This window comes from Novispirillum itersonii subsp. itersonii ATCC 12639 (assembly GCF_000381985.1).
In the GTDB taxonomy this organism is placed as follows: domain Bacteria; phylum Pseudomonadota; class Alphaproteobacteria; order Rhodospirillales; family Rhodospirillaceae; genus Novispirillum; species Novispirillum itersonii.
This window is the reverse complement of the sequence record NZ_KB907337.1, coordinates 561,351-587,904: the sequence shown is the minus strand read 5'-3', so window position 1 is coordinate 587,904 and position 26,554 is coordinate 561,351. Positions and strand designations below refer to the sequence as shown.

Annotated in this window: 24 protein-coding genes; 18 read left to right on the top strand and 6 right to left on the bottom strand. The window is 63.0% G+C overall.

What is annotated here, in order from left to right; all coding sequences use genetic code 11:
• Positions 1–88: 88 nt before the first annotated feature.
• The 4 genes from G365_RS0102720 to G365_RS0102705 all read right to left on the bottom strand — a co-directional run bounded on the left by G365_RS0102720 (position 89) and on the right by G365_RS0102705 (position 3,354).
• On the bottom strand, positions 89–277 hold the full coding sequence (locus G365_RS0102720; RefSeq protein ID WP_019643967.1) for a hypothetical protein: 189 nt from the start codon (positions 275–277) through the stop codon (positions 89–91).
• A 443-nt stretch (positions 278–720) separates the two neighbouring features.
• Positions 721–2,169, bottom strand: a complete 1,449-nt coding sequence (locus G365_RS0102715; RefSeq protein ID WP_019643966.1) for a cryptochrome/photolyase family protein — start codon at positions 2,167–2,169, stop codon at positions 721–723.
• 65 nt (positions 2,170–2,234) lie between these two features.
• Positions 2,235–2,882: a PsbP-related protein gene (locus tag G365_RS22605; protein ID WP_019643965.1), complete on the bottom strand. Its 648-nt coding sequence runs from the start codon at positions 2,880–2,882 to the stop codon at positions 2,235–2,237.
• A gap of 49 nt (positions 2,883–2,931) precedes the next feature.
• On the bottom strand, positions 2,932–3,354 hold the full coding sequence (locus G365_RS0102705) for an HIT domain-containing protein (RefSeq protein ID WP_019643964.1): 423 nt from the start codon (positions 3,352–3,354) through the stop codon (positions 2,932–2,934).
• A gap of 157 nt (positions 3,355–3,511) precedes the next feature.
• Between G365_RS0102705 and G365_RS0102700 the strand changes: the two genes are divergently transcribed.
• Positions 3,512–4,459, top strand: a complete 948-nt coding sequence (locus G365_RS0102700; RefSeq protein WP_019643963.1) for a DMT family transporter — start codon at positions 3,512–3,514, stop codon at positions 4,457–4,459.
• A gap of 18 nt (positions 4,460–4,477) precedes the next feature.
• Here G365_RS0102700 and G365_RS0102695 read toward each other — a convergent pair whose 3' ends face one another.
• Complete coding sequence (locus G365_RS0102695) at positions 4,478–4,831, bottom strand: STAS domain-containing protein (RefSeq protein ID WP_019643962.1); 354 nt, start codon at positions 4,829–4,831, stop codon at positions 4,478–4,480.
• 225 nt (positions 4,832–5,056) lie between these two features.
• Positions 5,057–5,527 (bottom strand): 6,7-dimethyl-8-ribityllumazine synthase, encoded by a 471-nt coding sequence (locus G365_RS0102690; protein WP_019643961.1) that lies wholly within the window; start codon positions 5,525–5,527, stop codon positions 5,057–5,059.
• Positions 5,528–5,723: 196 nt separating this feature from the next.
• On the opposite strand from G365_RS0102690, the gene proS reads away from it, so the two are divergent.
• From proS to fabZ, 17 genes are all read left to right on the top strand, one after another.
• A complete protein-coding gene (proS, locus tag G365_RS0102685) occupies positions 5,724–7,037 on the top strand; it encodes a proline--tRNA ligase (RefSeq protein WP_019643960.1) in 1,314 nt (437 codons plus the stop codon).
• Positions 7,038–7,142: 105 nt separating this feature from the next.
• Positions 7,143–8,396 carry a lipoprotein-releasing ABC transporter permease subunit gene (locus G365_RS0102680; protein ID WP_019643959.1) on the top strand — a complete coding sequence of 418 codons (1,254 nt, stop codon included), beginning with the start codon at positions 7,143–7,145 and terminating at the stop codon, positions 8,394–8,396.
• Positions 8,389–9,075, top strand: coding sequence for an ABC transporter ATP-binding protein (locus G365_RS0102675; RefSeq protein ID WP_019643958.1), 687 nt, complete (start codon positions 8,389–8,391; stop codon positions 9,073–9,075). The genes G365_RS0102680 and G365_RS0102675 overlap by 8 nt, the downstream gene beginning before the upstream one ends.
• A 22-nt stretch (positions 9,076–9,097) precedes the next feature.
• Positions 9,098–10,168 (top strand): EndoU domain-containing protein, encoded by a 1,071-nt coding sequence (locus tag G365_RS22600; protein WP_019643957.1) that lies wholly within the window; start codon positions 9,098–9,100, stop codon positions 10,166–10,168.
• A 391-nt stretch (positions 10,169–10,559) separates the two neighbouring features.
• On the top strand, positions 10,560–14,087 hold the full coding sequence (gene dnaE / locus G365_RS0102665) for a DNA polymerase III subunit alpha (RefSeq protein WP_019643956.1): 3,528 nt from the start codon (positions 10,560–10,562) through the stop codon (positions 14,085–14,087).
• Positions 14,088–14,240: 153 nt separating this feature from the next.
• Positions 14,241–15,011: a 30S ribosomal protein S2 gene (rpsB, locus tag G365_RS0102660; RefSeq protein ID WP_019643955.1), complete on the top strand. Its 771-nt coding sequence runs from the start codon at positions 14,241–14,243 to the stop codon at positions 15,009–15,011.
• Positions 15,012–15,272: 261 nt separating this feature from the next.
• Positions 15,273–16,202, top strand: coding sequence for a translation elongation factor Ts (gene tsf, locus G365_RS0102655; RefSeq protein ID WP_026345037.1), 930 nt, complete (start codon positions 15,273–15,275; stop codon positions 16,200–16,202).
• 279 nt (positions 16,203–16,481) lie between these two features.
• Positions 16,482–17,204 carry a UMP kinase gene (pyrH, locus tag G365_RS0102650; protein WP_019643953.1) on the top strand — a complete coding sequence of 241 codons (723 nt, stop codon included), beginning with the start codon at positions 16,482–16,484 and terminating at the stop codon, positions 17,202–17,204.
• Positions 17,205–17,260: 56 nt separating this feature from the next.
• A complete protein-coding gene (gene frr, locus G365_RS0102645) occupies positions 17,261–17,782 on the top strand; it encodes a ribosome recycling factor (RefSeq protein ID WP_019643952.1) in 522 nt (173 codons plus the stop codon).
• Between the two features lie 154 nt (positions 17,783–17,936).
• Positions 17,937–18,680: an isoprenyl transferase gene (locus G365_RS0102640; RefSeq protein WP_019643951.1), complete on the top strand. Its 744-nt coding sequence runs from the start codon at positions 17,937–17,939 to the stop codon at positions 18,678–18,680.
• A gap of 12 nt (positions 18,681–18,692) precedes the next feature.
• Entirely contained in the window at positions 18,693–19,460 is a 768-nt protein-coding gene (locus tag G365_RS0102635) for a phosphatidate cytidylyltransferase (protein WP_019643950.1), read from the top strand.
• Positions 19,457–20,638 carry a 1-deoxy-D-xylulose-5-phosphate reductoisomerase gene (locus tag G365_RS0102630; RefSeq protein WP_019643949.1) on the top strand — a complete coding sequence of 394 codons (1,182 nt, stop codon included), beginning with the start codon at positions 19,457–19,459 and terminating at the stop codon, positions 20,636–20,638. Before G365_RS0102635 ends, G365_RS0102630 begins: the two co-directional genes overlap by 4 nt.
• A 119-nt stretch (positions 20,639–20,757) precedes the next feature.
• Positions 20,758–21,870, top strand: a complete 1,113-nt coding sequence (gene rseP / locus G365_RS0102625; RefSeq protein WP_019643948.1) for an RIP metalloprotease RseP — start codon at positions 20,758–20,760, stop codon at positions 21,868–21,870.
• A gap of 46 nt (positions 21,871–21,916) precedes the next feature.
• On the top strand, positions 21,917–24,268 hold the full coding sequence (gene bamA / locus G365_RS0102620; protein ID WP_019643947.1) for an outer membrane protein assembly factor BamA: 2,352 nt from the start codon (positions 21,917–21,919) through the stop codon (positions 24,266–24,268).
• Complete coding sequence (locus tag G365_RS19980; protein ID WP_019643946.1) at positions 24,268–24,942, top strand: OmpH family outer membrane protein; 675 nt, start codon at positions 24,268–24,270, stop codon at positions 24,940–24,942. The genes bamA and G365_RS19980 overlap by 1 nt, the downstream gene beginning before the upstream one ends.
• 3 nt (positions 24,943–24,945) lie before the next feature.
• A complete protein-coding gene (gene lpxD / locus G365_RS0102610) occupies positions 24,946–25,977 on the top strand; it encodes a UDP-3-O-(3-hydroxymyristoyl)glucosamine N-acyltransferase (protein WP_019643945.1) in 1,032 nt (343 codons plus the stop codon).
• Positions 25,978–26,031: 54 nt separating this feature from the next.
• Positions 26,032–26,517 (top strand): 3-hydroxyacyl-ACP dehydratase FabZ, encoded by a 486-nt coding sequence (fabZ, locus tag G365_RS0102605; RefSeq protein WP_019643944.1) that lies wholly within the window; start codon positions 26,032–26,034, stop codon positions 26,515–26,517.
• Positions 26,518–26,554: the final 37 nt, after the last annotated feature.

Genomic DNA, 26,554 nt, shown 5'->3' with positions numbered 1-26,554 from the left:
GGTCACCGACAAAAAGCTGCCATCCTGAGATGGCGGCTTTTTTAGTGTGCCGGATATCCTGTGTCAGCCCCGGTGGTGTCGCCGCCGGTCACGACGGCAGTGCGTCGCGCTCGACCGCTTCTTCCTGATCGAAGCGCAGGACGTCGATCCAGCGTTTGGCTTCCGGGGCGCTTTCAAAGCGTTCCACAAGCGTGCTTTCCCCGGTCGGGTCGATTTTGTAAACGGCCCAGGGGCGATCAGTATCGGAAGCGATCTTGCGGAATACATAGGTGCTCATGGTCAGCGTCCTTCAGTTGCCCTGATCCCATCCCCGCGCCAGAACAGGATGGGGGTAGAGGCAGGCGATTTCCAGCGCCCAAAGGTATAATCCTCAGAGGTCGTAGAGAGATTTCGGGCATTTCCGCCAAAAGCAGCGGTGGGATTAGGTCTGACGGCAAAGCAAAAGCGGCAGCACCGAGGGGAACGTGCTGCCGCTTTGCGGAGAAGGAGTCTTACGGAGGGGTCGACACAGTGATGTTCTGGTCTTCTTCAAATGTAAGGAAGTTTATAAACAGGTCAAGGAGGAAAACAGAAAAGGTGACTGTTTGACTCAGGTACTTGTTTTTCCCGATTATTCCCTATCTCTTCCATCCCGTGATCGGCGTCCGGCTTCAGGCATGCGGTATTGGGGTGATGTGCGGGAGTATCCTATTCCACAGGTCTTCTATTCCAGAGTCGCGGTCACGGGGTATCCTGCTCCTTCAGGGCGGCGAAGGCCGCCAGTGCCCGATCCCGCGCCCGCCCGTGGTCAATCATGGGCGGCGGGTAGGCCGGGCTGCGGAACAGATCCCCGTCTTCCGCCGGACGGTGTACGCCCTGCCGTTTGCGGGCCAGTTCCGGCACCCAGCGGCGGACATAGGCGCCGTCGGGATCAAATTTCTCGCCCTGCAACACCGGATTGAAGACCCGGAAGTAAGGGGCGGCATCGGCGCCGCAGCCGCTGACCCACTGCCAGTTGCCGGGATTGTTGGCCGGGCAGGCATCTACCAGCGTATCCCAGAACCAGTCTTCCCCCGCCGTCCAGGGGACCAGCAGATCCTTGACCAGAAACGACCCGACGATCATGCGGACGCGGTTGTGCATCCAGCCGGTGTGCCACAGCTCCCGCATTCCGGCATCGACGATCGGATAGCCGGTTTTACCCTGACACCAGACGGCGAAACCGGCGGGATCTTCCCGCCACGGAAAGTTCCGGAATTCCGGGCGCAGGGGCTGCAGGTGCAGATCGGGGGCCTGAAACAGGATGTGATGGTTAAATTCCCGCCATGCCAGTTCCCGCAGGAACGGCAGGCCGGAATCGCCGCTGAGGTGTTCGGTCACCTGCCAGACGCGGCGGGCGGAAATCTCGCCGAACCGCAGAAAGGGTGACAGGCGGGATGTGGCGGGGTCAGCCGGGAAATCGCGGCGGGCCCCGTATGTCAGGACCCGGCTTTGCAGAAAATCATGCAGCCGTTGATGGGCACCGGCTTCCCCCGGGGTCCAGGTGGCGCGCAGGCCGCCTGCCCAGTCCGGTCTGGTCGGCAGAAGGGCCCAATCTGATGGCACTGGGGCCGGTGGCACCGGAGCTGGCGGCACCGGGGCAGGGGCGCCGGGCAGGCCGGGGCCCCGCAGGCTGTCCGGTGTTGTCTGTGGGGCTGCCGGGCGGTGACTGGCCTGCAGGGCTTTCCAGAAAGGGGTGAACACCTTGAAGGCGCCACCGCTGCCGGTGCGGATCGCTTCGGGTTCCACCATCAGGTCGCTGGCGGTGATGCGGTGAGGCGTCCCCTGCCGGGCCAGTGCGGTTGCCGCCGTCTGGTCCAGGCGGCGCAGCCACGGGGTGTTGCCCCGGTTCCACACCACGCCCTGCACACCGGCGGCCGCAGCTTCCTGCGCCACCACGGTGGCAGCATCCCCGGCCCGCATCAGCAGGGGGATGCCACGGTCTGCCAGCGCGGCGGAAAGGGCGGTCAGGCTGTGGTGCAGCCACCATCTGGCGGCCCCCCCCAGCGGGCGACCGTCAAGGGCGGGATCAAGGACAAACAGCCCGATCACCGGCCCCTTGGCGGCAGCATCGCAGAGGGCCGGGTGGTCATCCAGCCGCAGATCATAACGGAACCATACCAAAACCGGCGCGGGGGCGGACTGTGTCATGGATCACCCAAAAGCTTCAGCCATATGTGGCAAAGCTTTACGGCATTTCACCGCCTTCGGTTCACTTATTTTGCCGGTTTCCCCTTATTTTGTTCCGGTTTTTTCGCCGGGGTCGCCGCCTTCAGGGTATCCAGAATTTTCCGGGCATCCGGCAGGGTCCGGTCGAAGGTGTCCTGCGGTGCGGTCATGATCCAGACATGCATCACCGGGGCGGCGGGGTTGGGCAGAAAGACCGCCCATTGCCGCAGCGGCACACCATCCAGCATAAAATCGACCACCGCCTGTCGGCCAAGGATGACCGAGTCTTCATTTTCCCACCGGAAGGGGGCTTCGCGCTGAATGACCACAGACTGCGCCGCGCCACGGATTTCGGTGACGTAGCGGGTAGCCATCTCCTGCGCTGCGGTGCCGGATGGGGTCGGTGCCGGTTTGGCATCCTTTTTCCCCTTATCGGCCTTTTCCGCTTTCGCCGGGGGCTCCGGGGCCTTGCGGTTCTGGATGCTGACTGAGGTGACTTCCTCGGCTTCTCCGGCGGGGGGGCGGAAAATCAGGGTGTAGCCTTCTGCCTTTTCCATCCGCCAGCCGTCGGGGTAGGTCAGGGTATAGCCGTAAGAAGGGTCAGCGAACGGTGCGGCCACGGCGGCGGGGGCCGCAGTGGCAAGGGCAAGCAGCAGGGTGGCGGCAGGCAGAGGGCCTGACAGACGGCGGATCATTCCGGGGTAACTCCGGTGGAACACGGTAAACAGGCTGGGGGCGGGGGGATCAGGCCAGCGGCGGGCGCGGCGGGGTCAGCGCGGTGCGCAGCCGGGTCAGCATCGCCTCCAGCGCTTCCGGCGTATAGGGTGTGGCCGGGACGGCCCCCCACACCGGGCGCGGCCATGCCGGATCAGTGCTGAAGCGGGCAATCACATGAATGTGCAGCTGCGGCACCATATTGCCGAGGGCGGCGACATTCATCTTTTCTGCCCCGGTGGCCGCCTGCAGCAGGCTGGAGGCCAGCGCCATCTCCTGCATCAGGCGGTTGCGGTCCGGCGGGGGCAGGTCGTGCATTTCCCGCAGGTCATCCCGCTGCGGGACCAGAATCAGCCACGGATAGGTGCTGTCGTTCATCAGCAGAACGCGGCACAGCGGCCAGACGGCAACAGGGACGGTATCTTTTTCCAGCTGCGGATGAAGCGGGACCATCGGATGTCCTTTTGAACTGGTCTTATAAAGGCAGGCTGCCTATGTTGGGTGCGCCCATGCTGGCGCATCTGCCGCCCGTGTGCAAAAGATTGTTACAGCACCTTGTTTAAAAAGCAGAAAGCCGGACTCCCGGCTGCTTTACAGGAGGGAACGGCCCGTGTCCGCTGCTCAGACGCCCCCATCATCGCAGGCTGCGGGTCTGCTGACGTCTCCGTGGGTGATGATGGTGATTCCGCCGCTGCTGTGGGCAGGCAACGCCGTGGTCGGGCGGCTGGCAATGGCGCAGATGTCGCCCTATGCCCTGTCGTTCTGGCGCTGGAGCTTTGCGCTGCTGTTGCTGCTGCCGTTCACCCTGCGCTCCACGCTGGCGCACTGGGGGGTGATCCGCGCCAACGCCCTGCACCTGATCTCGCTCGGCGTGCTGTCGGTCGGGGCCTACAATACCCTGCTGTACATGGCGTTGCAGACCTCGACAGCGGTGAATGTCACGCTGGTCGGGGCGGTGATGCCGCTGGTGATCCTGCTGCTGTCGCGCATTCTGCTGGGCGAGGCGCTGACGGTCTGGCGCGTCGCCGGGCTGGCGGCATCGTTCTTCGGGGTGGCGGTGGTGCTGGCCCGTGGCGATCTGTCGCGGCTGACCGCCCTTGATCTGCACCGGGGGGACGGGTTGATGCTGCTGGCGGTGCTGGCGTGGTCGGTGTTTTCAGTACGGATGAAGGCCCGGCCGCTGGGGCTGCCGCCGATGGTGTTTCTGACGGTGCAGATGCTGACCGGCCTGTGGGTGGCGGTCGGGGCCTACCTGTGGGATCTGGGCACCGGCGGCGGACAGGTGCCGATGACGCTGGAGGCGCTGTCGATGATCGCCTACACCGCCATTTTTGCCTCTCTCGTCGCCTTTCTGGCGTGGAACCGGGGGATTGTCCGTCTTGGGGCCAATCTGTCAGGCTTTTATGTCAACCTGATTCCGGTGTTTACAGCGGTTCTCGCTGTGCCGGTGTTGGGGGAGCCGCTTCAGGCCTATCACTTTATCGGCATGGGGCTGATTTTTGCCGGGATCGGTCTGGCGGCGGTCCGGGGGAAACAGCAGAAGGCAGAAGGCCGCTGACGGCGGCTTTTCCCCCGTTTAATGGTACAGAACGCCGGGCTGCCCGGGGTTGCTGCCGCCGTTTGACCAGTCAATCACCCGCACATCCTGATCCAGCCCGATCATGGCGATCAGGCCGCGCGGCTGGCCGGGCGGGCAGAAGACGGTCAGGTCATGGCCGGCGGCGCGCAGGCGCTGATTAAGGGCGATCAGAAGGCCGATGGCCGCCGCGTCGATGGTCGGCACGCCGCTGAGGTCGACGCACACATTCTGTTCCGGTGCATCGGAGATATCGACGAAGACCGGCAGGACGTCGTCCAGCGTGGTCATGGTCAGATCACCGTTGAGGACGGCGATCACTTCATCATGGCGGGTGAGGAGAGAGACCTGCATGGGGAAGGCTCCGGTGTCGGCGGGAGAGATGACCGGAGATAAGCAAAGGCCGTGCCATTTTCCCCTGATCCTCAGGGATCATCGGTAAAACACGCCATTTCAGACAATTACGCCCCCGGCTGGTGATCTGGCCGGGGGCGTTGCCGCTTTTGCGTCGCAGGATGCAAAGAAGAACGGATCAAAAATGCGAAAAAGCGATTATGCCGCCGCTCCGGACCCGTCGCGTCAGCGGTCAGGGGTGCGGATAGACCGCAGTGTCTGCAGGGTTTTCAGGCAGGCCCTGGCACATTCTGCCCCCTTGGACAGGAAATGATTGCCGAAGAAATCGAGATGATCGGTATGCCCGTGCATATGGTGCGGCGTCAGCACCATCGAGAATACCGGGATACCGGTATCAAGCTGCACCCGCATCAGGCCGTCGATCACGGCGTGGGCGACAAACTCATGGCGGTAGACCCCGGCGTCGATGATCATCCCCAGGGCGACAATGCCGTCGTAACGGTGGGTGACGGCCAGTTCCTTCACCAGCAGCGGGATCTCGAACGCGCCGGGGGCGTCGATGACCTCAATGCGGGTGGCAGGAATGCCGTTGCGCTCCATCTCTTCCAGAAAGCTGGTGCGGGCGTTGTCGAGCAGATCGCGGTACCACCCGGCCTGAACAAGGGCAAGGCGGGGCAGGTGGACGGTGTCGGTCATGATAGAAACCCGTGCGGAAAGAAGCTGTTGTCCCGGCCCCCATCGCAGCACGCCGCAGGCTGGCCCGCAAGCCGTAACTGCACGGTGGGGCCTGACGGTGGGCGGTGAAATAGTCCATTGGACAAGCACGCCTGCGTTGCCGTAAAGTCCGCAGACTTTTTACAGTGCCAGTCCCGAGTGGTTCAGAGGATTTTCCATGCGCCTGTCCCGTTATTTTCTGCCCGTCCTGAAGGAAACCCCGTCGGAAGCGCAGATCGTTTCGCACCGCCTGATGCTGCGCGCCGGGCTGATCCGCCAGCATGCCGCCGGGATTTATAACTGGCTGCCGATCGGGTACCGCGTGCTGCGCAAGATCGAGCAGATCGTGCGCGAAGAGCAGGACCGTTCCGGCGCCATCGAAATTCTGATGCCGACCATCCAGACCGCCGAAGTCTGGAAAGAGTCCGGCCGTTATGACGATTACGGCAAGGAAATGCTGCGGATCGTTGACCGCCACGACCGCGACATGCTGTACGGCCCGACCCACGAGGAAGTGGTGACCGATATCTTCCGGTCGATGGTCAAGTCGTACAAGGATCTGCCGAAGAATCTTTACCAGATTCAGTGGAAGTTCCGCGACGAGGTGCGCCCGCGCTTCGGCGTGATGCGGGGCCGCGAATTCCTGATGAAGGATGCCTATTCCTTCGATCTGGACGAAGCCTCGGCCCGCCGCGCTTATAACCGTATGTTCGTGGCCTACCTGAACACCTTCGCCCGTCTGGGGATGAAGGCGATTCCGATGCGTGCCGCCACCGGCCCGATCGGCGGCAATCTCAGCCACGAGTTCCTGATTCTGGCCGAAACCGGCGAAAGCGGCGTGTTCGTCCATAAGGGCATGCTGGAAAAGACCGTTCCGGCCAATGTTGATTTCGATGGCGACCTGCAGCCGATCGTTGACGACTGGACCAGCCTGTACGCCGCCACCGACGAAATGCACGACGCCTCGAACGAAGCGGAGCTGGGGGATAATCTGGTCTCCGCCCGTGGGATCGAGGTCGGCCACATCTTCTATTTCGGCACCAAGTACTCCAAGCCGATGGGCTGCAAGGTGGTCGGTGCCGACGGGCAGGATGTGGAACTGCACATGGGCTCTTACGGCATCGGCGTGTCGCGTCTGGTCGGCGCGATCATCGAGGCCAGCCACGACGACGCCGGGATTATCTGGCCGGAAAGCGTTGCCCCGTTCAAGGTCGGCCTGATCAACATCAAGCCGGGCGACGCCGCTACTGACGCCGTTGCGGAAGACCTGTACGCCAAGCTGGAAGCCGCCGGGGTCGAAGTGCTGTATGACGACCGCGCCGATGAACGGGCCGGGGCCAAGTTTGCCACCGCCGACCTGATCGGTCTGCCGTGGCAGCTGGTGGTCGGGCCGAAGGGCGTTGCCGCCGGTGTGGTGGAACTGAAGAACCGCCGCAGCGGCGAAAAGGTTGAGATGTCGGTCGAAGCGGCCCTTGCCAAGCTGACCGCCTGATCTCATCTGCCTTGGGGAAACGGGCCCGGTCAGCATTGCCTGACCGGGCCGTTTTCCTGAGGTCTGCGTTTGGTGTTAACCCCGGCACGACGGAGCGTGCAACCGATGATTTTTAATGCCTTTGAACGGATGGTGGCCGGCCGGTATCTGCGGGCGCGCCGGAAGGAAGGGTTCGTCTCCGTCATTGCCGGGTTTTCGCTGACCGGCATCGCCCTTGGTGTCGCCACCCTGATTATCGTGATGGCGGTGATGAACGGCTTCCGGCAGGAGCTGCTGGGCCGCATCCTTGGCCTGAACGGTCACGCGGTGATCACCGCCGCTGCCGGAACCCTGAGCGAAGCCGAAGTGCGGGAGATGATGCCCCGGATCAAGGCGCTGGACGGGGTGGTCAGCGTTGCCCCGGCGATTGAGGGGCAGGTGATGGCCTCCGCCGCCGGGAATGCCCGCGGGGCGATGGTCCGCGCGATGAGCGCCAAAGATATCGCCGACCGCAAAACCCTGTCTGACCATATCATCGACGGTTCGCTGACCGGCTTTGACAATGGCGACGGCGTGTTGATCGGCAGCCGCATGGCGCGGGGCTTTGACCTGAAGGTGGGGGATAAGATCACGCTGATCTCGCCCAAGGGCAACCCCACCGCTTTCGGCACCGTGCCGCGCATGCGCACCTATCCGGTTGCCGGTATTTTTGATGTCGGCATGTATGAATACGACAGTTCGTTCATCTATATGCCGCTGGCGGCGGCGCAGGCCTACTTCCAGATGCCGGGCCGTCTGTCGCACGTCGAGGTGCTGACCACCAACGCGGACAAGGCGCAGACCGTGCTGCGCGGGCTGTATGACCAGCTTGGGGCGTCGTATTACTTTTCTGACTGGACCCGATCCAACGCCAGCCTGTTCAACGCGTTACAGGTGGAACGCAATGTGATGTTCCTGATCCTGACGCTGATCATTCTGGTGGCGGCGTTCAACATCATTTCCGGCCTGATCATGATGGTGAAGGATAAGGGGCGTGATATTGCCATCCTGCGCACCATGGGGGCCAGCCGGGGCGCGGTGATGCGCATTTTCTTCCTGGCCGGGGCCAGTGTCGGCGTGACGGGCACGCTGGCCGGGCTGCTGCTGGGGGTCGCCTTCTGCGAAAACATCGAGGCGATCCGGCAGGGCCTGCAGAGCCTGACCGGGACCGAGCTGTTCTCGGCAGAGATCTACTTCCTGTCGCGGATGCCGGCACAGATTGACTATCACGAGGTGACGCAGGTGGTGCTGATGGCGCTGGGGCTGTCGTTTGCCGCAACCCTGTACCCAAGCTGGCGGGCGGCCCGCCTCGATCCGGTGGAGGCCCTGCGCTATGAATAACGCCGTACCGGCCCTGCATCTTCAGGGGGTGTGCCGCAGCTTCCAGCAGGGCGGGGCCCGTCTGGATGTATTGGTGGATGCTGGACTGACCATCGCCACCGGCGAGATTGTCGCGCTGGTCGGCCCGTCAGGGGCCGGGAAATCGACGCTGTTGCAGATCGCCGGCCTGCTGGAGCGCCCGGATGCCGGGGATGTGATCGTCGCCGGGCAGGCCTGCGCCGGGCTGAACGATGACCGCCGCACCGCCCTGCGGAAGGAGCATCTGGGCTTCGTCTATCAGTATCATCACCTGCTGCCGGAGTTTTCGGCGGCGGAAAACATTATTCTGCCGCAGATGATTAACGGCCGCAGCCGGAAGCAGGCGCGGGAACGGGCGATGCATCTGCTGGGCAGCATGGGGCTGGCCAAACGGGCCGATCACCGGCCCGGCCAGCTTTCCGGCGGGGAACAGCAGCGGGTGGCAATCTGCCGGGCGCTGGCCAATGCCCCGAAGCTGCTGCTGGCGGACGAGCCGACCGGCAACCTTGATCCGCAGACGGCGGACGGGGTTTTTGCCGAGCTGATGCGTCTGGTGCGGGAAGAAGGGCTGTCGGCCTTGATCGCCACCCACAACCCGGAACTGGCGGGACGGATGGACCGCCGCGTCACCCTGCGCAACAGCAAGGTGGTGACTCTTTAATCACGCGGGGGGAAGGCGGCAGATGGTGACGGTGCGCAAGGGGCTGCTGGCCGGGGTGGTGGTGGTGGCCGGGCTGCCGGGCGCCGCCCTTGCGGATGTCCGGCTGGACGGCACCCTGAAGGCGACGCAGGCCTGTGATGCCCCATCGGCGCGCAGCACCGGGCGGAACCCGGGGGAGATCCGTCTGGAGCCGGGGCGCAGTTACCCGGTGCGCGCCCGGAATAAAGACGGCGGCGACCTGCTGAAAATCCGCGTCGAAGGTGCAGATCCCGAGTTCCGCTGGGTGCCGGAAAGCTGTGGGCAGGTGGCAGTTGCGCCGCCCGCGCCGAAGGGGCAGCCCGCGGTCCAGCCCCCCGTGCAGCAGAAGGCCGATGCAGGGGGGCAGGGGGCCCTTGGCCGCCCGTTTTTTGACGCAAAAGACGAAGGCGCGAAAGATCCCGCCCCGGTGATGCCTGATCTCGATGCCTTTGACCGTGGGCTGTTGACCCTGTGCGGCCCCTGGGGCAGTCACCCGACCGCCGATTCTTTTGCCGCCATGCTGTTGACCGTCTTCCCGGACGAGGTACAGGCCCTGCGGCAGGCGCTGGATTTTGCGGTACGGACGCCGGGGGCGGAACCGGCCCTGTTCGTGCGCGAACTGACGGACCTGTGGTTTAAGGAAGGGGCCTTCCCGCATGTATTCTGCGGCGAGCCGGGCGAAAAAAGTCTGGGCGGGCTGCATTTTCAGGCCCGGTTTTTACAGGCGCAATGGGCCGGATGGGCCGGGCGCGCCGAGACCGGCTGTACGGCGCAGGCGGTATCGCCCCCGGTGTACAGCACCGGCGTCATTTACCGCAAACCCGGCGGTGGGGAAGGCAAGGCCTGCCCCAAAAGTTACCGCTACGGTCAGGGGGGCAGGGAGATTCTCATTGAAGCCACCCGGGCCTGGAAGCAGGCGGCGGACTGGGCAGGCCCGTCGGCACGGCTGGCCTGCCGGGCTAGCACCGCTGAGGGGCAGGCGGCAACGCTGGTGCTGAAAGACGGCGTGATCCGCACCTATTACCCGGTGGCGGTGCCGGATCTGAACGATCCCCGCTGCGACAGATCAGAGTAACCTGTTGGATCTGAAATGAAAAACGCCCCGCACGGAGCCTGCTCCGGCGGGGCGTTTCAGGATGACGGTGCCCTGAAAGCAGGGCCAGAAAAAAAGATGGGGAAGCGACCCCCTAAGTACGCTTCCCCATCGGGCCTGTCACCGGACTCCCCAGAACGATGACGGCGACCGTGAAACTCGTCGGTTTCGGTGCTTCACATCCAAAACCTTATGTCACCTAAGGTATTACATTGCCCTGTCACTGGCAAGCGTGTTTTTGCAGTGCAAACATCCTATGCAATACCTGCATAGGTATAGGTACCATAAAAGTTCCCCTGCCGTAAGGGATTTGTGCGTCAGGGTTGGGGCAGGGCCGGTTGCCTTCGCGGGCGGTCCGTGGCATCGTCCGCCTATGACTGACATGACTGCCGCCCCCGCTCCGTCCGCCTCGCCCGTTGGCATGCCTGCCGGCTTCGTGCATCTGCGCCTGCATTCGGCCTATTCGATGTCCGAAGGGGCGATCCCGCTGAAAAAGCTGGGAAAAACCTGCAAAGAGATGGGCATGCCCGCCGTGGCCCTGACCGATACGCGCAACCTGTTCGGGGCGCTGGAATTTTCGGTGACGGTGGCGGGCGATGGTATTCAGCCGATCATCGGCTGTCAGATTGCCGTGACCCGGGAAGAGAGCGGCGAAAGCCGGGGTGTCGCCGCCCGTGACCTGCGCGGGCCGGAGCCCGATGATCTGGTGCTGCTGTGTCAGGATGATACCGGCTATGCCAACCTGATGAAGCTGGTATCCAAGGCCTTCATCAGCAGTGACGGTATTTCCACCCCGCAGGTGTCGATGGACGATCTGGCCCGTTGGTCAGAAGGGCTGATCTGCCTGACCGGCGGGCTGGGTGGCCCGGTGGGCCGCCTGTTGCTGGACAACGATAAAGCCGGGGCCCGGCAGGCGCTGGAGCGGCTGGCCGGGCTGTTCCCCGGCCGCCTGTATGTGGAGCTGCAGCGTCACGAGCTGCCGGATGAGGAAAAGATCGAGCCTGATCTGATCGATCTGGCCTATGCGCTTGATCTGCCGCTGGTCGCCACCAACGACTGCTACTTCCCCGATGCCGAGATGTTTGAGGCCCACGACGTGCTGATCTGCATGTCGCAGAAGGTGACGATGTCGGTGTCGGAGCGCCGCCGCCTGACACCGCATCACTGTCTGAAGTCTCCGGCTCAGATGATCGAGCTGTTCCGCGATATCCCCGAAGCGGTCGAAAATACGCTGGTGATCGCCCAGCGGTGCGCGGTGATGGTGGAAAAGCGCAAGCCGATTCTGCCGCGCTCCTCCCGCGCCGCCGATTCTTCGGAAGAGCAGGTGCTGCGCCAGATGGCCGAGGACGGGCTGGAAAAGCGCCTTGCCATCCACGTTTACACCCCGGAGATGACCGACGGGCAGAAGGCCGAGGTCGCCAGACCCTACCGCGAGCGGCTGGAGTTTGAGCTGAACGTCATCATTCAGATGGGGTTCCCCGGTTACTTCATCATCGTGGCCGACTTTATCCAGTGGGCCAAGGATCACGGGATTCCGGTCGGGCCGGGCCGTGGCTCGGGCGCGGGATCGGTCGTGGCATGGGTGCTGACCATCACCGACCTTGATCCGCTGCGCTTCCAGCTGCTGTTCGAACGCTTCCTGAACCCGGAACGCGTGTCGATGCCTGACTTTGATATCGACTTCTGTCAGGACCGGCGCGGAGAGGTGATCGACTACGTGCAGGGCGCCTACGGGCGGGACCGCGTGGCACAGATCATCACCTTCGGGAAGCTGCAGGCCCGCGCCGTGCTGCGCAACGTCGGCCGCGTGCTGGAAATGCCGCTCGGCTACGTTGACAAGATCTGTAAGCTGGTGCCCAACAACCCGGCCAACCCGGTCACCCTGAAAGAAGCCATCGAGCAGGAGCCGCAGCTTCAGACCCTGCGCGACAGCGACCCGCAGGTGGCGCAGCTTCTGGCGATCGGTCAGCGGCTGGAAGGGCTGTATTCCCACGCTTCGACCCACGCCGCCGGGGTGGTGATCGGCGACCGCCCGCTGGATGAGCTGGTGCCGCTGTACCGCGACCCGCATTCCGACATGCCGGTGACCCAGTTCAATATGAAGTGGGTGGAAAGCGCCGGTCTGGTCAAGTTCGACTTCCTCGGCCTGAAAACGCTGACCGTGTTGCAGAAAGCGGTGGAGCTGCTGAAGGACCGCAATATCGAGATTGATCTGTCGGCCCTGCCGCTGGACGACAAAATCACCTACGAGATGCTCAGCCGGGGCGAGACAGCCGGGGTGTTCCAGCTGGAATCCCAGGGCATGCGCGATGTGCTGACCAAGCTGAAGCCCGACTGTCTGGAAGACATCATCGCGGTGGTGGCCCTGTACCGCCCCGGCCCGATGGACAACATCCCGTCTTATATTGCCCGTAAGCAGGGGCAGGAGACGCTGGATTACATGCACCCGAACCTGGAGCCGATCCTGAAGGAAACTTACGGGATCATGATCTATCAGGAACAGGTGATGCAGGCGGCGCAGGTGCTGGCCGGGTATTCCCTCGGCGGTGCTGACCTGCTGCGCCGGGCGATGGGTAAAAAGATCAAGGAGGAGATGGATCAGCAGCGGGCAATGTTCTGCGAAGGCTGCTCGGCCCGGGGCATCCCGGTGGAACAGGCGTCGATGATCTTTGATACCATCGCCAAGTTCGCCGGGTACGGGTTTAACAAGTCGCACGCTGCCGCCTATGCCTATGTCGCCTATCAGACGGCCTATCTGAAAGCCAATTATCCGGTCGAGTTCATGGCCGCGATCATGACCTACGATATGCAGAACACCGATAAGCTGGCAGCGTTTAAGGGAGAGCTGCAACGCCTGAAAATTCCGCTGCTGCCCCCTGACGTCAACCGCTCGGTGGTGCAGTTTTCGGTGGAATTCGGCGGGGACACCCCGCAGGGGGCGGTGCGCTACGCGCTGGCGGCGGTGAAAAACGTCGGCGAGGCGGCGATGCAGGCGCTGGTCGATACCCGCAGCGCCGGGGGGGCGTTCAAATCGATTCAGGACTTTGCCAAGCGGCTGGACCCCCGGGCGATTAACAAGCGGCTGCTGGAAAATCTGGTCCGGGCCGGGGCCTTTGACAGTCTGGAGAAAAACCGCGCCCGGCTGTTCGCCGGGATTGAGACCGTGCTGCGTCATGCGCAGGCGGCGGCGGAAGCCCGGTCTTCAGCGCAGGTCAGTCTGTTCGGCGGGGCGGATGAGACCCCGCGCTTTACCCTGCCGGACGGGGTGACATGGACCCGGACGGAAACCCTGAACGAGGAACGGGCCGCGATCGGTTTCTTCCTGTCAGCGCACCCGCTGGATGCCTATGCCACCACGCTGGCCCGTCTGGATGCGGTGAAATCGAGTGACCTGCTGACCTATCTGAAGAACGGCGGACAGTCCCCGGTGAAGATGGCGGCGATTGTCGGTGGCCGGAAGGAAAAGATCGGCAAGAACGGATCCCGCTATGCCTTCGTCACCATGTCTGATGCCGGCGGATCGTATGAGGCGATGTTCTTTTCCGAAGTGCTGTCGGCCAGCCGTGATCTGCTGGACTCCGGTCAGCCGCTGCTGGTCAGTATCGACGCCCGGCTGGACGGTGAGCAGGTCCGCCTGAATGGTCAGCATGTGGAGCTGCTGGACAACGCCGTCTCCCGTGCCACCAAAAAGGTGATGGTCTATTTTGATGCCCCGGAGGCGCTGGAGCCGCTGCGGCAGGTGATTGCCCGCGACGGGCGGGGCCACGGGCGCATCGTGCTGGTGGCCTGTACCGCGACGCAGGAAGTGGAGCTGCCGCTGAAGGATGGGTTCGCCCTCAGCGGGGCCACCATCGGGGCGCTGAAGGATGTCGGCGGCGTGCGGGAGATCCGTGAGATCTGATCCCTCTTGCCAAAGGCGTTTCATCGCGCTATTAACCCCGCCTCAACCACGCACACGGGTGCGCGGGTCGGTGCTTTTGTGCCGATCCATCCGGTGTCAGGGATGGCCCTGATAACACCGCCCCGTGGAGGCTCAACCGGAAAAGAGGACATCATGGCTCTTCCGACCTTTACCCTGCGTCAGCTCGTTGAAGCTGGCTGCCACTTCGGCCACAACACCCGCCGCTGGAACCCGCGTATGGCTCCGTTCCTGTACGGCGTGCGTGACGGCGTGCACATCATCGACCTGCAGCAGACCGTTCCGGCCCTGCAGCGCGCCATGGAAAAGGTCCGTGAAGTGACCTCCGCCGGTGGCCGCGTCCTGTTCGTCGCCACCAAGCGTCAGGCTCAGGAAGTCGTTGCCGAAGCCGCTCAGAAGTGCGGTCAGTACTACGTCAACCACCGCTGGCTCGGCGGCATGCTGACCAACTGGAAGACCATTTCCAACTCCATCCGCCGTCTGCGCGAGCTGGAAGAAATGTTCGCCAGCGGCGCTCTGCAGGGCTTCACCAAGAAGGAACAGCTGAACCTCTCCCGCGAGAAGGAAAAGCTGGACCGCGCCCTGGGCGGGATCAAGGAAATGGGCGGCCTGCCGGACGTCCTGTTCATCATTGACACCGTGAAGGAAGACCTCGCCGTTGCCGAAGCCAAGAAGCTGGGCATTCCGGTGGTCGCCGTTCTCGACTCCAACTCTTCGCCGGACGGCATCGATTTCCCGGTTCCGGGCAACGACGACGCCATCCGCGCCATTAAGCTGTACTGCGATCTGATCGCTGCCTCCGTTCTGGATGGCATTCAGGCTGAAATGTCCGCCGCCGGTGTGGACGTCGGTGCCGCCGTTGAAGCTCCGGTTGAGCCGGTTCTGGACGCTGGCGCCGCCAACTAAGGCGGTCCTGCTCCTGAGAATGGCGGCGGCTCCGGTCGCCGCCATTGCTTTAAGGGGGGGATTGGTGTGCGGATCGCCCGGCCAACCTGCCGGATGCCGGTCTGACAGACGACAAAACGCCCCCTGCAGGCTTTGAATTTTTATGACACTGGATCGGAAGCGGTTCTTTCCCCCGCAAAGGGTGGTAGGGTGCTGGCCGATCTGTCTCTTCAGGTGATCCGCGCGGATCACCGTAACGACCAAACACAAGAGGGTATTCTCATGGCCGAGATCACCGCTGCCCTGGTGAAGGACCTGCGCGAAAAGTCTGGCGCCGGTATGATGGACTGCAAAAAGGCGCTGGCCGAGACCGGTGGCGATCTGGAAGCCGCCATCGACTGGCTGCGTAAGAAGGGTCTGGCTGCCGCCGCCAAGAAGGCCGGCCGCGTCGCCGCCGAAGGTCTGGTCGCCGTTGCCGCCGCCGGTTCCAAGGCCGCTGTTATCGAGCTGAACGCCGAAACCGACTTCGTTGCCCGCAACGATCAGTTCCAGGCGCTGGCCGAAGGTATCGCCAAGGTTGCCCTGACCGTCGAAGGTGATGTCGAAGTTCTGAAGGCCACTGCCTTCCCGGGCTCTGACCGCACTGTCGAAGGCGAAGTCACCAACGCCATCGCCACCATCGGCGAAAACATGAACCTGCGCCGCTCGGTCTCCCTGTCGGTGGCGTCCGGCGTGGTCGCCTCTTACGTCCACACCGCTGTGAAGCCGGGTCTGGGCAAGATCGGCGTGCTGGTCGCCCTGGAATCCGAAGGCGACGCCGCGAAGCTGGAAGAAGTCGGCAAGCAGATCGCCATGCACGTGGCGGCTGCCAACCCGCAGTTCCTGGACGTTGCCAGCGTTGACACCGCGTCTCTCGAGCGTGAGCGCAGCGTGCTGGCCGATCAGGCCCGCGCTTCCGGCAAGCCGGAAGAAATCATCGCCAAGATGCTGGAAGGCCGTATTCGTAAGTACTACGAAGAAGTCTGCCTGCTGGAACAGCTGTTCGTGATCGACGGCGAAACCAAGATCTCCAAGGTCGTCGAAGGTCTGGCCAAGACCGTCGGCAAGCCGGTCGCCCTGAAGGGCTTCGTGCGCTTCGCCCTGGGTGAAGGCATTGAAAAGCAGGAAACCGACTTCGCCGCTGAAGTCGCTGCTGCTGCCGGTAAGGCGTAATCGGTCCTCACGGGCCGGATACCGGGGTGTGTCGCCGCACCCCGGTTTGGAACAAAAGGGGCGACACGGGACCGGATTTGTGTAAAATTCCGGGCCGGTGTCGCCCCTTCCGTACCCGCGGGGCGGCGTGCACCCATGCCGCCTGCGGTTCGGGCAGTGGACCTGTTCCGGTCTGTTGCCTTACCTTTTCAGCGCCGGTGCCGCGTCTGCGGCCCGCCTGTGGGCGCGTGACGCCCGTGGGTGGCATGCCGGCTGCCACATCGATCAGAAGGAATGTCCATGTCTGCACCGCTGGGTTATCGCCGCGTTCTCCTGAAGCTGTCCGGTGAAGGGTTGATGGGCTCCCGCGAGTTCGGGATGGACCGTGCCGTCATCGAAGCCACCGCCCGTGATGTGAAGGCTGTGGTGGATACCGGTGTTCAGGTGTGTCTGGTGATCGGCGGCGGCAATATCTTCCGGGGCGTCTCGGGGGCCTCGCAGGGCATGGACCGGACCAGCGCCGATTATATGGGCATGCTGGCGACGGTGATGAACGCGCTGGCGGTCCAGAATGCGCTGGAACAGATCGGCGTCGATACCCGCGTGCAGTCAGCGATTCCGATGTCGGCGGTGTGCGAACCCTATATCCGCCGCAAGGCGGTCCGCCATATGGAAAAGGGCCGGGTGGTGATTTTCGCCGCCGGGACCGGCAACCCGTTCTTCACCACCGATACCGCTGCCGCCCTGCGCGCGGTTGAGGTGAACTGCGACGCCCTGCTGAAAGCGACGCAGGTCGACGGCGTGTATACCGCTGATCCGAAGAAGGACAAGGACGCACGCCGGTATGAAACCCTCAGCTATACCGAGGTTCTCGCGAAGGATCTGCGGGTGATGGATGCGTCGGCGATTGCGCTGTCGCGGGAAAACCGCCTGCCGATTCTGGTGTTTAACATGCACGGCGATGGTGCCTTTGCCGGCGTGATGCGCGGCGAGGGCCGCTATACCATTATCGAGGAGAAATAATCGTGTCGGGTTCTGCTGCTGATTACGCGTCGGTAAAGAAAGACGTCAAACACCGGATGGACCAGACTGTCGAGGTCCTGAAGAAGGAATTCGCCGGTCTCCGCACCGGCCGCGCCCATGTCAGCCTGCTGGATCCGGTGATGGTTGAGGCCTACGGCCAGTCCATGCCGCTGCAGCAGGTCGGGACCGTCGGCTCGCCGGAACCGCGGATGCTGACGGTCAGCGTCTGGGACAAGGGTATGGTCAAGGCCACCGAAAAGGCCATCCGGGATGCCGGTCTGGGCCTGAACCCGATGGCTGACGGGCAGACCATCCGTGTGCCGATTCCGCCGCTGACCGAAGAGCGCCGTCAGGACCTGACCAAGGTGGCGTCGAAGTATGCCGAAGCCGCCCGCGTTGCCGTGCGCAATGTGCGCCGCGATGGCAATGATGCCCTGAAGAAGATGGAAAAGGACGGCAAGATCTCGCAGGATGAGCTGCATCAGTACTCTGCCGAGATCCAGAAGCTGACCGACGATACCATCAAGCATCTTGATGAGACGCTTGAGCACAAGCAGAAAGAAATCATGCACGTCTGACCTGCTGCCGGGGCAAGCTGTTCCGGCTTCCGGGAAATACGTTTGGCGGGCGGTGGCCATGGTCACCGCCTGTCGCGTCTGACGGGTTTTCCGGGCAGGCGGACTGTTTCGTCCTGCTCTGGGGATCCGGCCTTTTAAGCGTGGTGTAGGGTTCATGACCGTCAAAGCTTCTCTTTCGGTTCCGCCGCCATCTTCGGTTCCGCCGTTGCATGTCGCCATTATCATGGACGGCAATGGACGGTGGGCGAAGTCTCGCGGGCTGCCGAGGGTCGCCGGTCATAAAAAGGGGGCAGATGCGGTCCGGGCGGTGGTCGAGGCCGCCCCGGGCCTTGGGGTAACCCATCTGACCCTTTTTGCCTTTTCTTCCGAAAACTGGCGCCGTCCGGAAGAGGAAGTGTCTGCCCTGATGGGGCTGCTGCGTCTGTATATCCGCTCTGAACTCGGGCGGCTGGCGGAAAATGGTGTCCGCCTCAGTTTCATCGGGGACCGGGCCCGGCTTGATCCGGATCTGGTCAGCCTGATGGCCGATGCCGAGCAAAAGACCCGTAACAATCCGGGTCTGAATCTGATTATTGCTGTCAACTATGGTGGCCGGGCCGACATCGTGCAGGCCGCACGCGCTTTTGCCGCACAGGTTGCCGGTGGCCAGCGGACGGCGGATAGCCTGACGGAAGACGATCTCAGCGGTTTTCTGTTTACCGCCGGGCTGCCTGACCCTGATGTGGTGATCCGCACCAGCGGCGAGCAGCGGATCAGTAACTTCCTGCTGTGGCAGTGTGGTTACAGCGAGTTTGTGTTCACCGATACGCTGTGGCCTGATTTTACGCCACAGGAGCTGTCCCGCTGTCTGTCGCAGTTTCAGACCCGAGAGCGCCGTTTCGGCGCGGTTCCGGCTTAACGGGGACTGGCGATGCTGCGCACCCGAATTCTCTCCGCACTGGTGATGGGCCCGGTGGCTCTTCTGGCCGTCTGGGTCAATTCCCTCCTGTTTTCCTTACTGGCTGCGGTTGCCGCTGCGGTGATGGTGTGGGAATGGGACCGGATGACCCGGGGGCGCTTCAGTGTCGCCGGTCAGATTGCCGCCGCCGCCTCTGCCGCCGCTGCTGTTCTGGCCCCGGAAATGCCGTTCACCGCCCTCGGGCTGGTGTGGGTTTCCACTCTGACCACAGCTGCTCTCAGCCGCTCCGGCTGGCTGGCGATGGGCAGTCTGTATGTCGGGTTGCCGGTGATCGCCCTGTGCTGGGTGCGTGAGGCCGGAGGTGTTGAAACGCTGGTCTGGCTGCTTCTGGTGGTCTGGGCGACGGACAGCGGTGCTTATTTCTTTGGCCGGACCATTGGCGGACCGAAGCTGGCGCCCCGGGTCAGTCCTAACAAGACCTGGGCCGGGCTGCTGGGCGGTATGGCCTGTGCGGCGCTGATCGGTGGCACCGCCCCGCTGTGGGCCGGGGGCGGTAACGCATTGGCCCTGACAGCGTTTGCCGCCGTTCTGGCGGTCACGGCCCAGATCGGGGACCTGTTCGAATCTTCGATCAAGCGGCGGTTTAACGTAAAAGATTCCAGCCGGATCATTCCCGGGCATGGCGGTGTGCTTGACCGGGTTGACGGGCTGATTGCCGCTGCCCCGCTGGTGGCGCTGGCCGTTGTGGCGATGGGCGGCGGACTGGAGATGTGGCAATGAGCGGCGATGCGGATCAACGCAGCGTAACCGTCCTTGGCTGTACCGGGTCTGTCGGCTGCAGCACGGTTGACCTGCTGAAGCGTGACCCCGGCGCATACCGGGTAGAGGCGCTGGTCGGCAACCGCAACATTCCGCTGCTGGTGGAGCAGGCGCGGGCGCTGTCTCCGCGCTGTGTGGTGACGGCAGATGAAACCCAGCATCAGACGCTGAAGGATGCGCTGGCCGGAACCGGCATTGAGGTTGCCTCCGGCCGTCAGGCCGTGATTGAGGCGGCGGAGCGCCCCGCAGACTGGGTCATGTCGGCGATTGTCGGTGCCGCCGGGCTGGAGCCGACGCTGGCGGCGGCCCGCCGGGGTGCGGTGATTGGCCTTGCCAATAAGGAAACGCTGGTCTGTGCCGGTGATCTGATGATGCGGGAAGTTGCCCGTCACGGGGCCACCCTGCTGCCAGTCGATTCCGAGCATTCGGCGATTTTTCAGGTGTTCGATTTTGCGCAGGCCGACAGGGTTGAAAAGATCATCCTGACGGCTTCCGGCGGCCCGTTCCGGACCTGGAGCCGGGAGCAGATGGCTTCGGTCACTCCGGCGCAGGCGGTGGCGCACCCCAACTGGTCGATGGGCGCGAAAATCTCGGTTGATTCGGCGACCATGATGAATAAGGGGCTGGAGCTGATTGAGGCCCATCACCTGTTCGCCATGCCGGAACCGAAGATCGATATTCTGGTGCATCCGCAGTCGGTGATCCATTCGCTGGTATCCTACATCGACGGATCGGTTCTGGCGCAGCTGGGCGCGCCGGATATGCGCACCCCGATTGCCTATGCCCTCGGCTGGCCGCAGCGGATCAGCACGCCGTGCAAACGGCTGGATCTGGCAGAGGTGGCGCAGCTGACCTTTGAACAGCCTGATCCGCAACGGTTTCCGGCCCTGCGGCTGGTCCGCGAGGCCCTCCGCACCGGCGGGGCGGCCCCCACGCTGCTGAATGCCGCCAACGAAGTCGCCGTCGCCCGCTTTCTGGGGGGTGACATCGGTTTTCTCGACATTATCTCGGTGGTCGAGCAGGTTCTGTCCCGTCTGGGGGCCCCGGCGCTCGGGTCTCTCAGCGATGTGCTGGAGGCTGACGCGCAGGCCCGCCATGTGGCGGCTGAGCTCTGCGGTGCGCTTGGCGGGCAGGGATAATCCTTCCTTGGCCTTGCGCTCTCCGGCGGGATAGGCCACGCTGGGGCCCATTCCTGAAATTCCCCTGTGCCCGCTGGCTGTCTGCCGCTGCCGGGCCATAAAACGGATGCCTTAGCCTCATGGATCTGCTGTCCGGTCTGTGGACCTATCTTGTGCCGTTCCTCGTCATCCTGACGGTGGTGGTGTTCGTGCATGAACTTGGCCATTTTCTGGTCGCCCGCTGGAACGGGGTGAAGGTTGAGGTGTTTTCGGTCGGCTTTGGCCGGGAACTGGTCGGCTTCACCGACCGCCACGGGACGCGCTGGCGCCTTAGCCTGATTCCGCTGGGCGGATACGTGAAGTTTTTCGGCGACGCCAACGAAGCCAGCGCCCCCGGTGATGTCTCGCATCTGACGCCGGAAGAGCAGAAGGTTGCCTTTCCCTGCAAGCGGGTGGGGCAGCGTGCGGCGATTGTGTTTGCCGGTCCGGCTGCCAATTTTGTGTTTGCCATTGTGGTGTTTGCTGCCGTGTTCGCCATGTCTGGGCGTCCGTTCACCGCGCCGGTGATCGGCTCCGTCGTTGAAGGCAGCCCGGCACAGCAGGCCGGGCTCCGCCCCGGGGACACCATTGTCGCGATTGCCGGAATCCGCATCACCCGTTTTGAGGAAATCCAGCAGCTGGTGCCGCTGTATGGGGCGGAACCGATGACGGTCACGCTGGACCGCAACGGCGAGGAGGTGACGGTCACCACCCATCCGCAGATGCGTGAAACCAAGGATGGGCTTGGCAATGTCACCCGTATGCCGGTGCTGGGCGTGGCGGTCGGGGCGGGCAGCAGCCGGATGGAACGCCTTGAGCTGCACGAAGCGGTCGGTGAGGCGGTGCTGCAGACCTGGCGCGTCACCTCGGGCACGCTGGTTGCCTTCGGGCAGATGATCACCGGCAAACGGGGGACCGAAGATCTGGGCGGGCCGCTGCGCATCGCGGAGTATTCCGGTCAGGCAGCCCAGCTCGGGCTGATCAATCTGGTGATGTTTGTCGCGGTGCTGTCGGTCAATCTGGGTCTTATCAATCTGTTCCCCATCCCGGTTCTGGACGGCGGCCATTTGATCCTGTATGCCTTTGAGGCCCTTCGTGGTCGCCCCCTTGGGGATGCCGCACAGCAGATCGGATTGAAAATTGGTCTGGTCCTGCTATTAGGGATGATGATTTTTACGACGTGGAACGATATCCTTCGCTTCGTCAGCGGCTGAAGGCTGCGTTTCAACAGTCGCCTGTGATTGTACAAAGGGGGTTCCCTTGACTGGTTCGGGTCGTATCCGCGCGGTTCTTTTCGGTTCAGCAGCGATTTTTGGTCTGGTGTCATCGGCCGTTCCGGCCCATGCCCAGTCTTCGCTTGGGACTGTCTCCGTTGACAGTCGCCCTGTGGCGCAGCCGATGCCCGTCGCCGGCGAGGGGACAATTCAGGCGGTCGAGGTGCAGGGCAGCCAGCGTATCGAAGCGGATACCATCAAGGCCTATATGGGCCTGAAGGAAGGGGACCGCTATTCCCCCGATGCGGTGGACCGTGGGATCAAGGCGCTGTTTGCGACCGGCCTGTTTGCTGATGTCGCCATCGGCTTTCAGAATGACCGGATGCTCGTCAAGGTCACCGAAAACCCGATCATCAACCGCGTTGCCTTTGAAGGCAACAAGCGCATTGAGGATAAGGCCCTTCAGGGCGAAGTCCAGCTGAAGGCCCGTCAGGTTTACACCCGCACCAAGGTGCAGGAAGACGTTAAGCGCATCCTTGATGTTTACCGCCGCAGCGGCCGCTTTGCGGTGACGGTGGAGCCAAAGGTGATCCAGCTGGAACAGAACCGGTTGGATCTGGTGTTTGAGATCAACGAAGGGCCGTCGACCTATGTCCGGCGTATCGACTTCGTCGGCAACAAGCGCTACAGCGATTCCGCGCTGCGGGAAGTTGTGGCAACCCGCGAAGAGCGGTGGTACCGCTTCTTCTCCTCGGTCGATACCTACGATCCCGACCGTACCACCTACGACCGCGAACTGCTGCGTCGCTATTACCTGCGCAACGGTTATTCCGATTTCCGGGTGGTGTCTTCGGTGGCGGAGCTGACACCCGACCGCACCGGCTTCTTCATGACCTTCACGGTCGAGGAAGGGGAACGCTACAAGTTCGGCGATCTGAGTGTTGAGGTGAAGATCCCCGACGTGAAGCCGGAAGATCTGACCCCGTCGATCAAGGCCGTCAGCGGGGACTGGTACAACGCTGATCTGGTGGAAAACACCGTTCAGGCGATCACCGACCGCGTCGGGGCCCTTGGCTATGCTTTCGTTGACGTGCGCCCGCGGGTGAAGCGCGACAAGGCCAACAAGATCGTCAACATCGTCTTTGACGTGCAGGAAGGCCCGAAGGTCTTCGTGGAGCGCATCGACATTTCCGGCAACATGCGTACCCTTGACCGGGTGATCCGCCGTGAGCTGCAACTGGTGGAAGGGGATGCCTTCAACTCCGCCAAGCTGCGCCGGTCGCGGGATAAGATCCGTAACCTCGGGTATTTCGAAAAGGTCGATGTCACCAACGTTCCGTCGGAAACCGCGCCCGACCGCACCGTGGTGCAGGTGGATGTGCGCGAGAAGTCAACCGGTGAACTGTCGTTCGGGGTTGGCTGGTCGTCGTCTGACGGTGCGCTGTTCGACGTGACCCTGCGTGAACGGAACCTGCTGGGCCGTGGTCAGGATATCCGCCTGAAGGCGACCGTCGCTCAGCGGAAGTCAGAAATCGACCTGTCCTTCACCGAGCCGTACTTCCTTGACCGTCCTCTGGCGGCCGGGGTTGATCTGTTCGCGCGGGACCGCGACTACCAGAAAACGTCGTCCTACAACCTGAAGGATACCGGCGCGACCCTGCGCATGGGCTTCAACTATGACGAAAACTGGCGTCAGACTGTGCGGTATACGATCAGCCAGTCGGAAGTCAGCGACGTCAAGTCGACCGCCTCCCGCTTCGTGAAGCAGCGTGAAGGGGAATCCCTGCTGTCGATGGTCGGCCAGACCATTGCCTATGACCGTCGCGATAACGTCATTGAGCCGACGGACGGCTATATTGTCCGCCTGTCGACCGATGCCGCCGGGGTCGGTGGTGATGAAAAGTTTGTCCGTGCCACGCTTGATGCGGCCCATTATACCCCGCTGTTTGATGAAACCGTCCTGATGCTGCAGACGTCCTTCGGGGCGATTCAGGGGATGGGCGATGACGTTATGTTCATCCGCAACTATCAGCTGGGTGGTGAGAACCTGCGTGGCTTCCGGAATGGCGGGGCCAGCCCGCGCGATAAGGAAACCGGCGACGTTCTCGGTGGTAAGTGGCTGGGGACGGTCACAGCGGAAGTCCGCTTCCCGCTGGGTCTGCCGGAAGAGCTGGGCATCTCCGGCAAGGCATTCTCTGATGCCGGTGTGATCGGTAAGCCTGATGGTGTGGTGGATTCCGAGATCAATTTCTCCAGTGCGCTCCGTGCCTCTGCCGGTGTCGGTCTGGTCTGGAAGTCGCCGATGGGCCCGGTCAGCATTGATCTGGCGCAGCCGCTGATTAAGGAAAACTTCGATAAGGACGAAATTTTCCGCTTCAACTTCGGGACCCAGTTCTGATGTTGATGCGTCTGCTGATCGGAAAAGGGCGACCTGAAGGGGTTGCCCGTTTTCGAAGGGTTGCGGTGGTGTTGGCTGTCACGCTGTTGACGTTGCCCGCTGTACCGCAGATCGCTGGGGCGCAACCCAGTGTCGCGTCCCCCTCCGGTGGGATTGCGACGCCGCGCCCGGTGATCGGTGTTCTGGATCAGCAGCGGGTGATGGCTGAGTCTACGGCGGCACGCTCTGTCACCAGTCAGAAAGATAAGTTTCAGGACGTTTATCAGGCCTCGACCGCTGAGGAAGAGAAGCGCCTGCGCCTGCTGGATGACCAGCTTTCTGCTCAGCGGGGAACACTTTCCCCCGAGGCCTTTAATACCCGGATGACTGATTTTCAAAATCAGGTCAACGAGTTCCAGAAGCTGGTTCAGAGCAAGCGCCGCAATCTGGAGCGGGCCTATGCGCAGGCGATGACCGATGTGCAGGGTGCCGTTGTCCGCGTCACCGACGAAGTGGCGGCCGAACGGGGCATGAACATCGTGATCTATCGGTCCCAGGTCTTTTTGTTCGATCCGAAAATGGATATCACCGAAGAGGTCATTGCCCGTCTGAACCGGGTGTTTCCGGCTGCGACGATGACAGATCCGGAAAAATTGGGGGCGGAGAAACCGCCGGCGAAGAAGGGAGGGCGTTAAGTCATGGCGGACAGCCGTTTTTTCCGCAATGAGGGGCCGTTTTCCCTGCAACATCTTGCCGATGCGGTCGGCGCGGAGCTGCGGGCCGCCGACGGGCAGCGCATGGTGGCGGACGTCGCGCCGCTGTCCACGGCCGGGGCTGAGCATATTTCCTTCCTTGATAACCGCAATTACATCCCGCAGTTCGTCAGCAGCGTAGCCGGGGCGTGCATTGTGCACCCTGATCTGGCGGCGCAGGCTCCTGCCGGGATGGATCTGCTGGTGACCACGGAGCCCTACCGGGCTTATGCGATCATTGCCGCCCTGTTCTATCCGCGTCTCGCTGCGGTTCCGGGGATCCACCCGCGCGCGGTGGTCGATCCGACGGCGGTGATCGATCCGACGGCGCAGATTGATGCCGGTGCGGTGATCGGCGCCCGCGCTGAAATCGGCGCCGGGACGGTCGTCGGCCCCAATGCGGTGATCGGCGAAGGCGTGGTGATCGGCCCTGCCGGGTCTGTCGGGGCCAATGCCTCGGTCAGCCATACCGTTGCCGGGTCCAAGGTTCACATCTATCCGGGGTGCCGGATCGGGCAGGATGGTTTCGGCTTTGCCATGGGGCCGAAAGGCCACCTGAAGGTGCCGCAGCTTGGCCGGGTGATGATCGGCGATGACGTCGAAATCGGCGCCAATACCACGATTGACCGAGGTGCCGGGCCGGATACGGTGATCGGGTCAGGCTGCCGGATCGACAATCTGGTTCAGATCGGCCATAACGTGGAACTGGGGATGGGCTGCGTTGTGGTGTCGCAGGTCGGCATTTCCGGCTCGACCCGTCTGGGCCGTTTCGTGGTGCTGGGCGGTCAGGCCGGTGTGGCCGGTCACCTGACCCTTGGTGATGGTGTACAGGTGGCGGCACAGTCCGGAATCATGCGGGATATTGACCCGGGCACCACCGTCATGGGATACCCGGCAAAGCCGATCAAGGAATTCTGGCGGGAAATCGCCGCTCTCGGCAAGCTGGTCGCCCGTAAGCCGGGTGCGCCGAAAGCGTAAACCGGACCCTGAGAGCGTAAGACTGAGACATTTAAAGAAGACTGGTACTGGCGGATGAGCAACGACGTGAACACCGAGACCGCAACCCCGGACAACACCCTGCCGGATATCGGCATTGAGCGGATCATGGAAATGATCCCGCACCGTTACCCGTTCCTGCTGATCGACAAGGTGATCGACGTCCGGCTGAACGAAAGTGCTGTCGGTGTCAAAAACATCACCATCAACGAAAACTTTTTTCAGGGTCATTTCCCGCAGCGCCCGGTGATGCCGGGGGTGCTGATCATCGAAGCGATGGCCCAGACCGCTGCCGTTCTGGTGGTGGGGACCCTTGGCAAGGCGTCCGAAGGCAAGCTGGTGTACTTCATGAGCGTTGACGAAGCCCGCTTCCGCAAGCCGGTTGGCCCGGGGGACCGGCTGGAACTGCATGTGACCAAGGAACGGTCGCGCGGCAACGTCTGGAAGTTCAAGGCGCTGGCCAAGGTCGATGGCACATTGGTGGCCGAAGCGACTTACGCCGCGATGATTCTGGACAACTGAGCCGGTCTGCTCTGCCTGTCCTTCTGTTCTGATCCGG

Bases quoted from the DNA above. Each gene is read 5' to 3' on its own strand.
- G365_RS0102720 (WP_019643967.1), bottom strand. From the start codon at position 277: ATGAGCACCTATGTATTCCGCAAGATCGCTTCCGATACTGATCGCCCC.
- G365_RS0102715 (WP_019643966.1), bottom strand. From the start codon at position 2,169: ATGACACAGTCCGCCCCCGCGCCGGTTTTGGTATGGTTCCGTTATGAT.
- G365_RS22605 (WP_019643965.1), bottom strand. From the start codon at position 2,882: ATGATCCGCCGTCTGTCAGGCCCTCTGCCTGCCGCCACCCTGCTGCTT.
- G365_RS0102705 (WP_019643964.1), bottom strand. From the start codon at position 3,354: ATGGTCCCGCTTCATCCGCAGCTGGAAAAAGATACCGTCCCTGTTGCC.
- G365_RS0102695 (WP_019643962.1), bottom strand. From the start codon at position 4,831: ATGCAGGTCTCTCTCCTCACCCGCCATGATGAAGTGATCGCCGTCCTC.
- G365_RS0102690 (WP_019643961.1), bottom strand. From the start codon at position 5,527: ATGACCGACACCGTCCACCTGCCCCGCCTTGCCCTTGTTCAGGCCGGG.
- proS (WP_019643960.1), top strand. From the start codon at position 5,724: ATGCGCCTGTCCCGTTATTTTCTGCCCGTCCTGAAGGAAACCCCGTCG.
- G365_RS0102680 (WP_019643959.1), top strand. From the start codon at position 7,143: ATGATTTTTAATGCCTTTGAACGGATGGTGGCCGGCCGGTATCTGCGG.
- G365_RS0102675 (WP_019643958.1), top strand. From the start codon at position 8,389: ATGAATAACGCCGTACCGGCCCTGCATCTTCAGGGGGTGTGCCGCAGC.
- G365_RS22600 (WP_019643957.1), top strand. From the start codon at position 9,098: ATGGTGACGGTGCGCAAGGGGCTGCTGGCCGGGGTGGTGGTGGTGGCC.
- dnaE (WP_019643956.1), top strand. From the start codon at position 10,560: ATGACTGACATGACTGCCGCCCCCGCTCCGTCCGCCTCGCCCGTTGGC.
- rpsB (WP_019643955.1), top strand. From the start codon at position 14,241: ATGGCTCTTCCGACCTTTACCCTGCGTCAGCTCGTTGAAGCTGGCTGC.
- tsf (WP_026345037.1), top strand. From the start codon at position 15,273: ATGGCCGAGATCACCGCTGCCCTGGTGAAGGACCTGCGCGAAAAGTCT.
- pyrH (WP_019643953.1), top strand. From the start codon at position 16,482: ATGTCTGCACCGCTGGGTTATCGCCGCGTTCTCCTGAAGCTGTCCGGT.
- frr (WP_019643952.1), top strand. From the start codon at position 17,261: ATGGACCAGACTGTCGAGGTCCTGAAGAAGGAATTCGCCGGTCTCCGC.
- G365_RS0102640 (WP_019643951.1), top strand. From the start codon at position 17,937: ATGACCGTCAAAGCTTCTCTTTCGGTTCCGCCGCCATCTTCGGTTCCG.
- G365_RS0102635 (WP_019643950.1), top strand. From the start codon at position 18,693: ATGCTGCGCACCCGAATTCTCTCCGCACTGGTGATGGGCCCGGTGGCT.
- G365_RS0102630 (WP_019643949.1), top strand. From the start codon at position 19,457: ATGAGCGGCGATGCGGATCAACGCAGCGTAACCGTCCTTGGCTGTACC.
- rseP (WP_019643948.1), top strand. From the start codon at position 20,758: ATGGATCTGCTGTCCGGTCTGTGGACCTATCTTGTGCCGTTCCTCGTC.
- G365_RS19980 (WP_019643946.1), top strand. From the start codon at position 24,268: ATGTTGATGCGTCTGCTGATCGGAAAAGGGCGACCTGAAGGGGTTGCC.
- lpxD (WP_019643945.1), top strand. From the start codon at position 24,946: ATGGCGGACAGCCGTTTTTTCCGCAATGAGGGGCCGTTTTCCCTGCAA.
- fabZ (WP_019643944.1), top strand. From the start codon at position 26,032: ATGAGCAACGACGTGAACACCGAGACCGCAACCCCGGACAACACCCTG.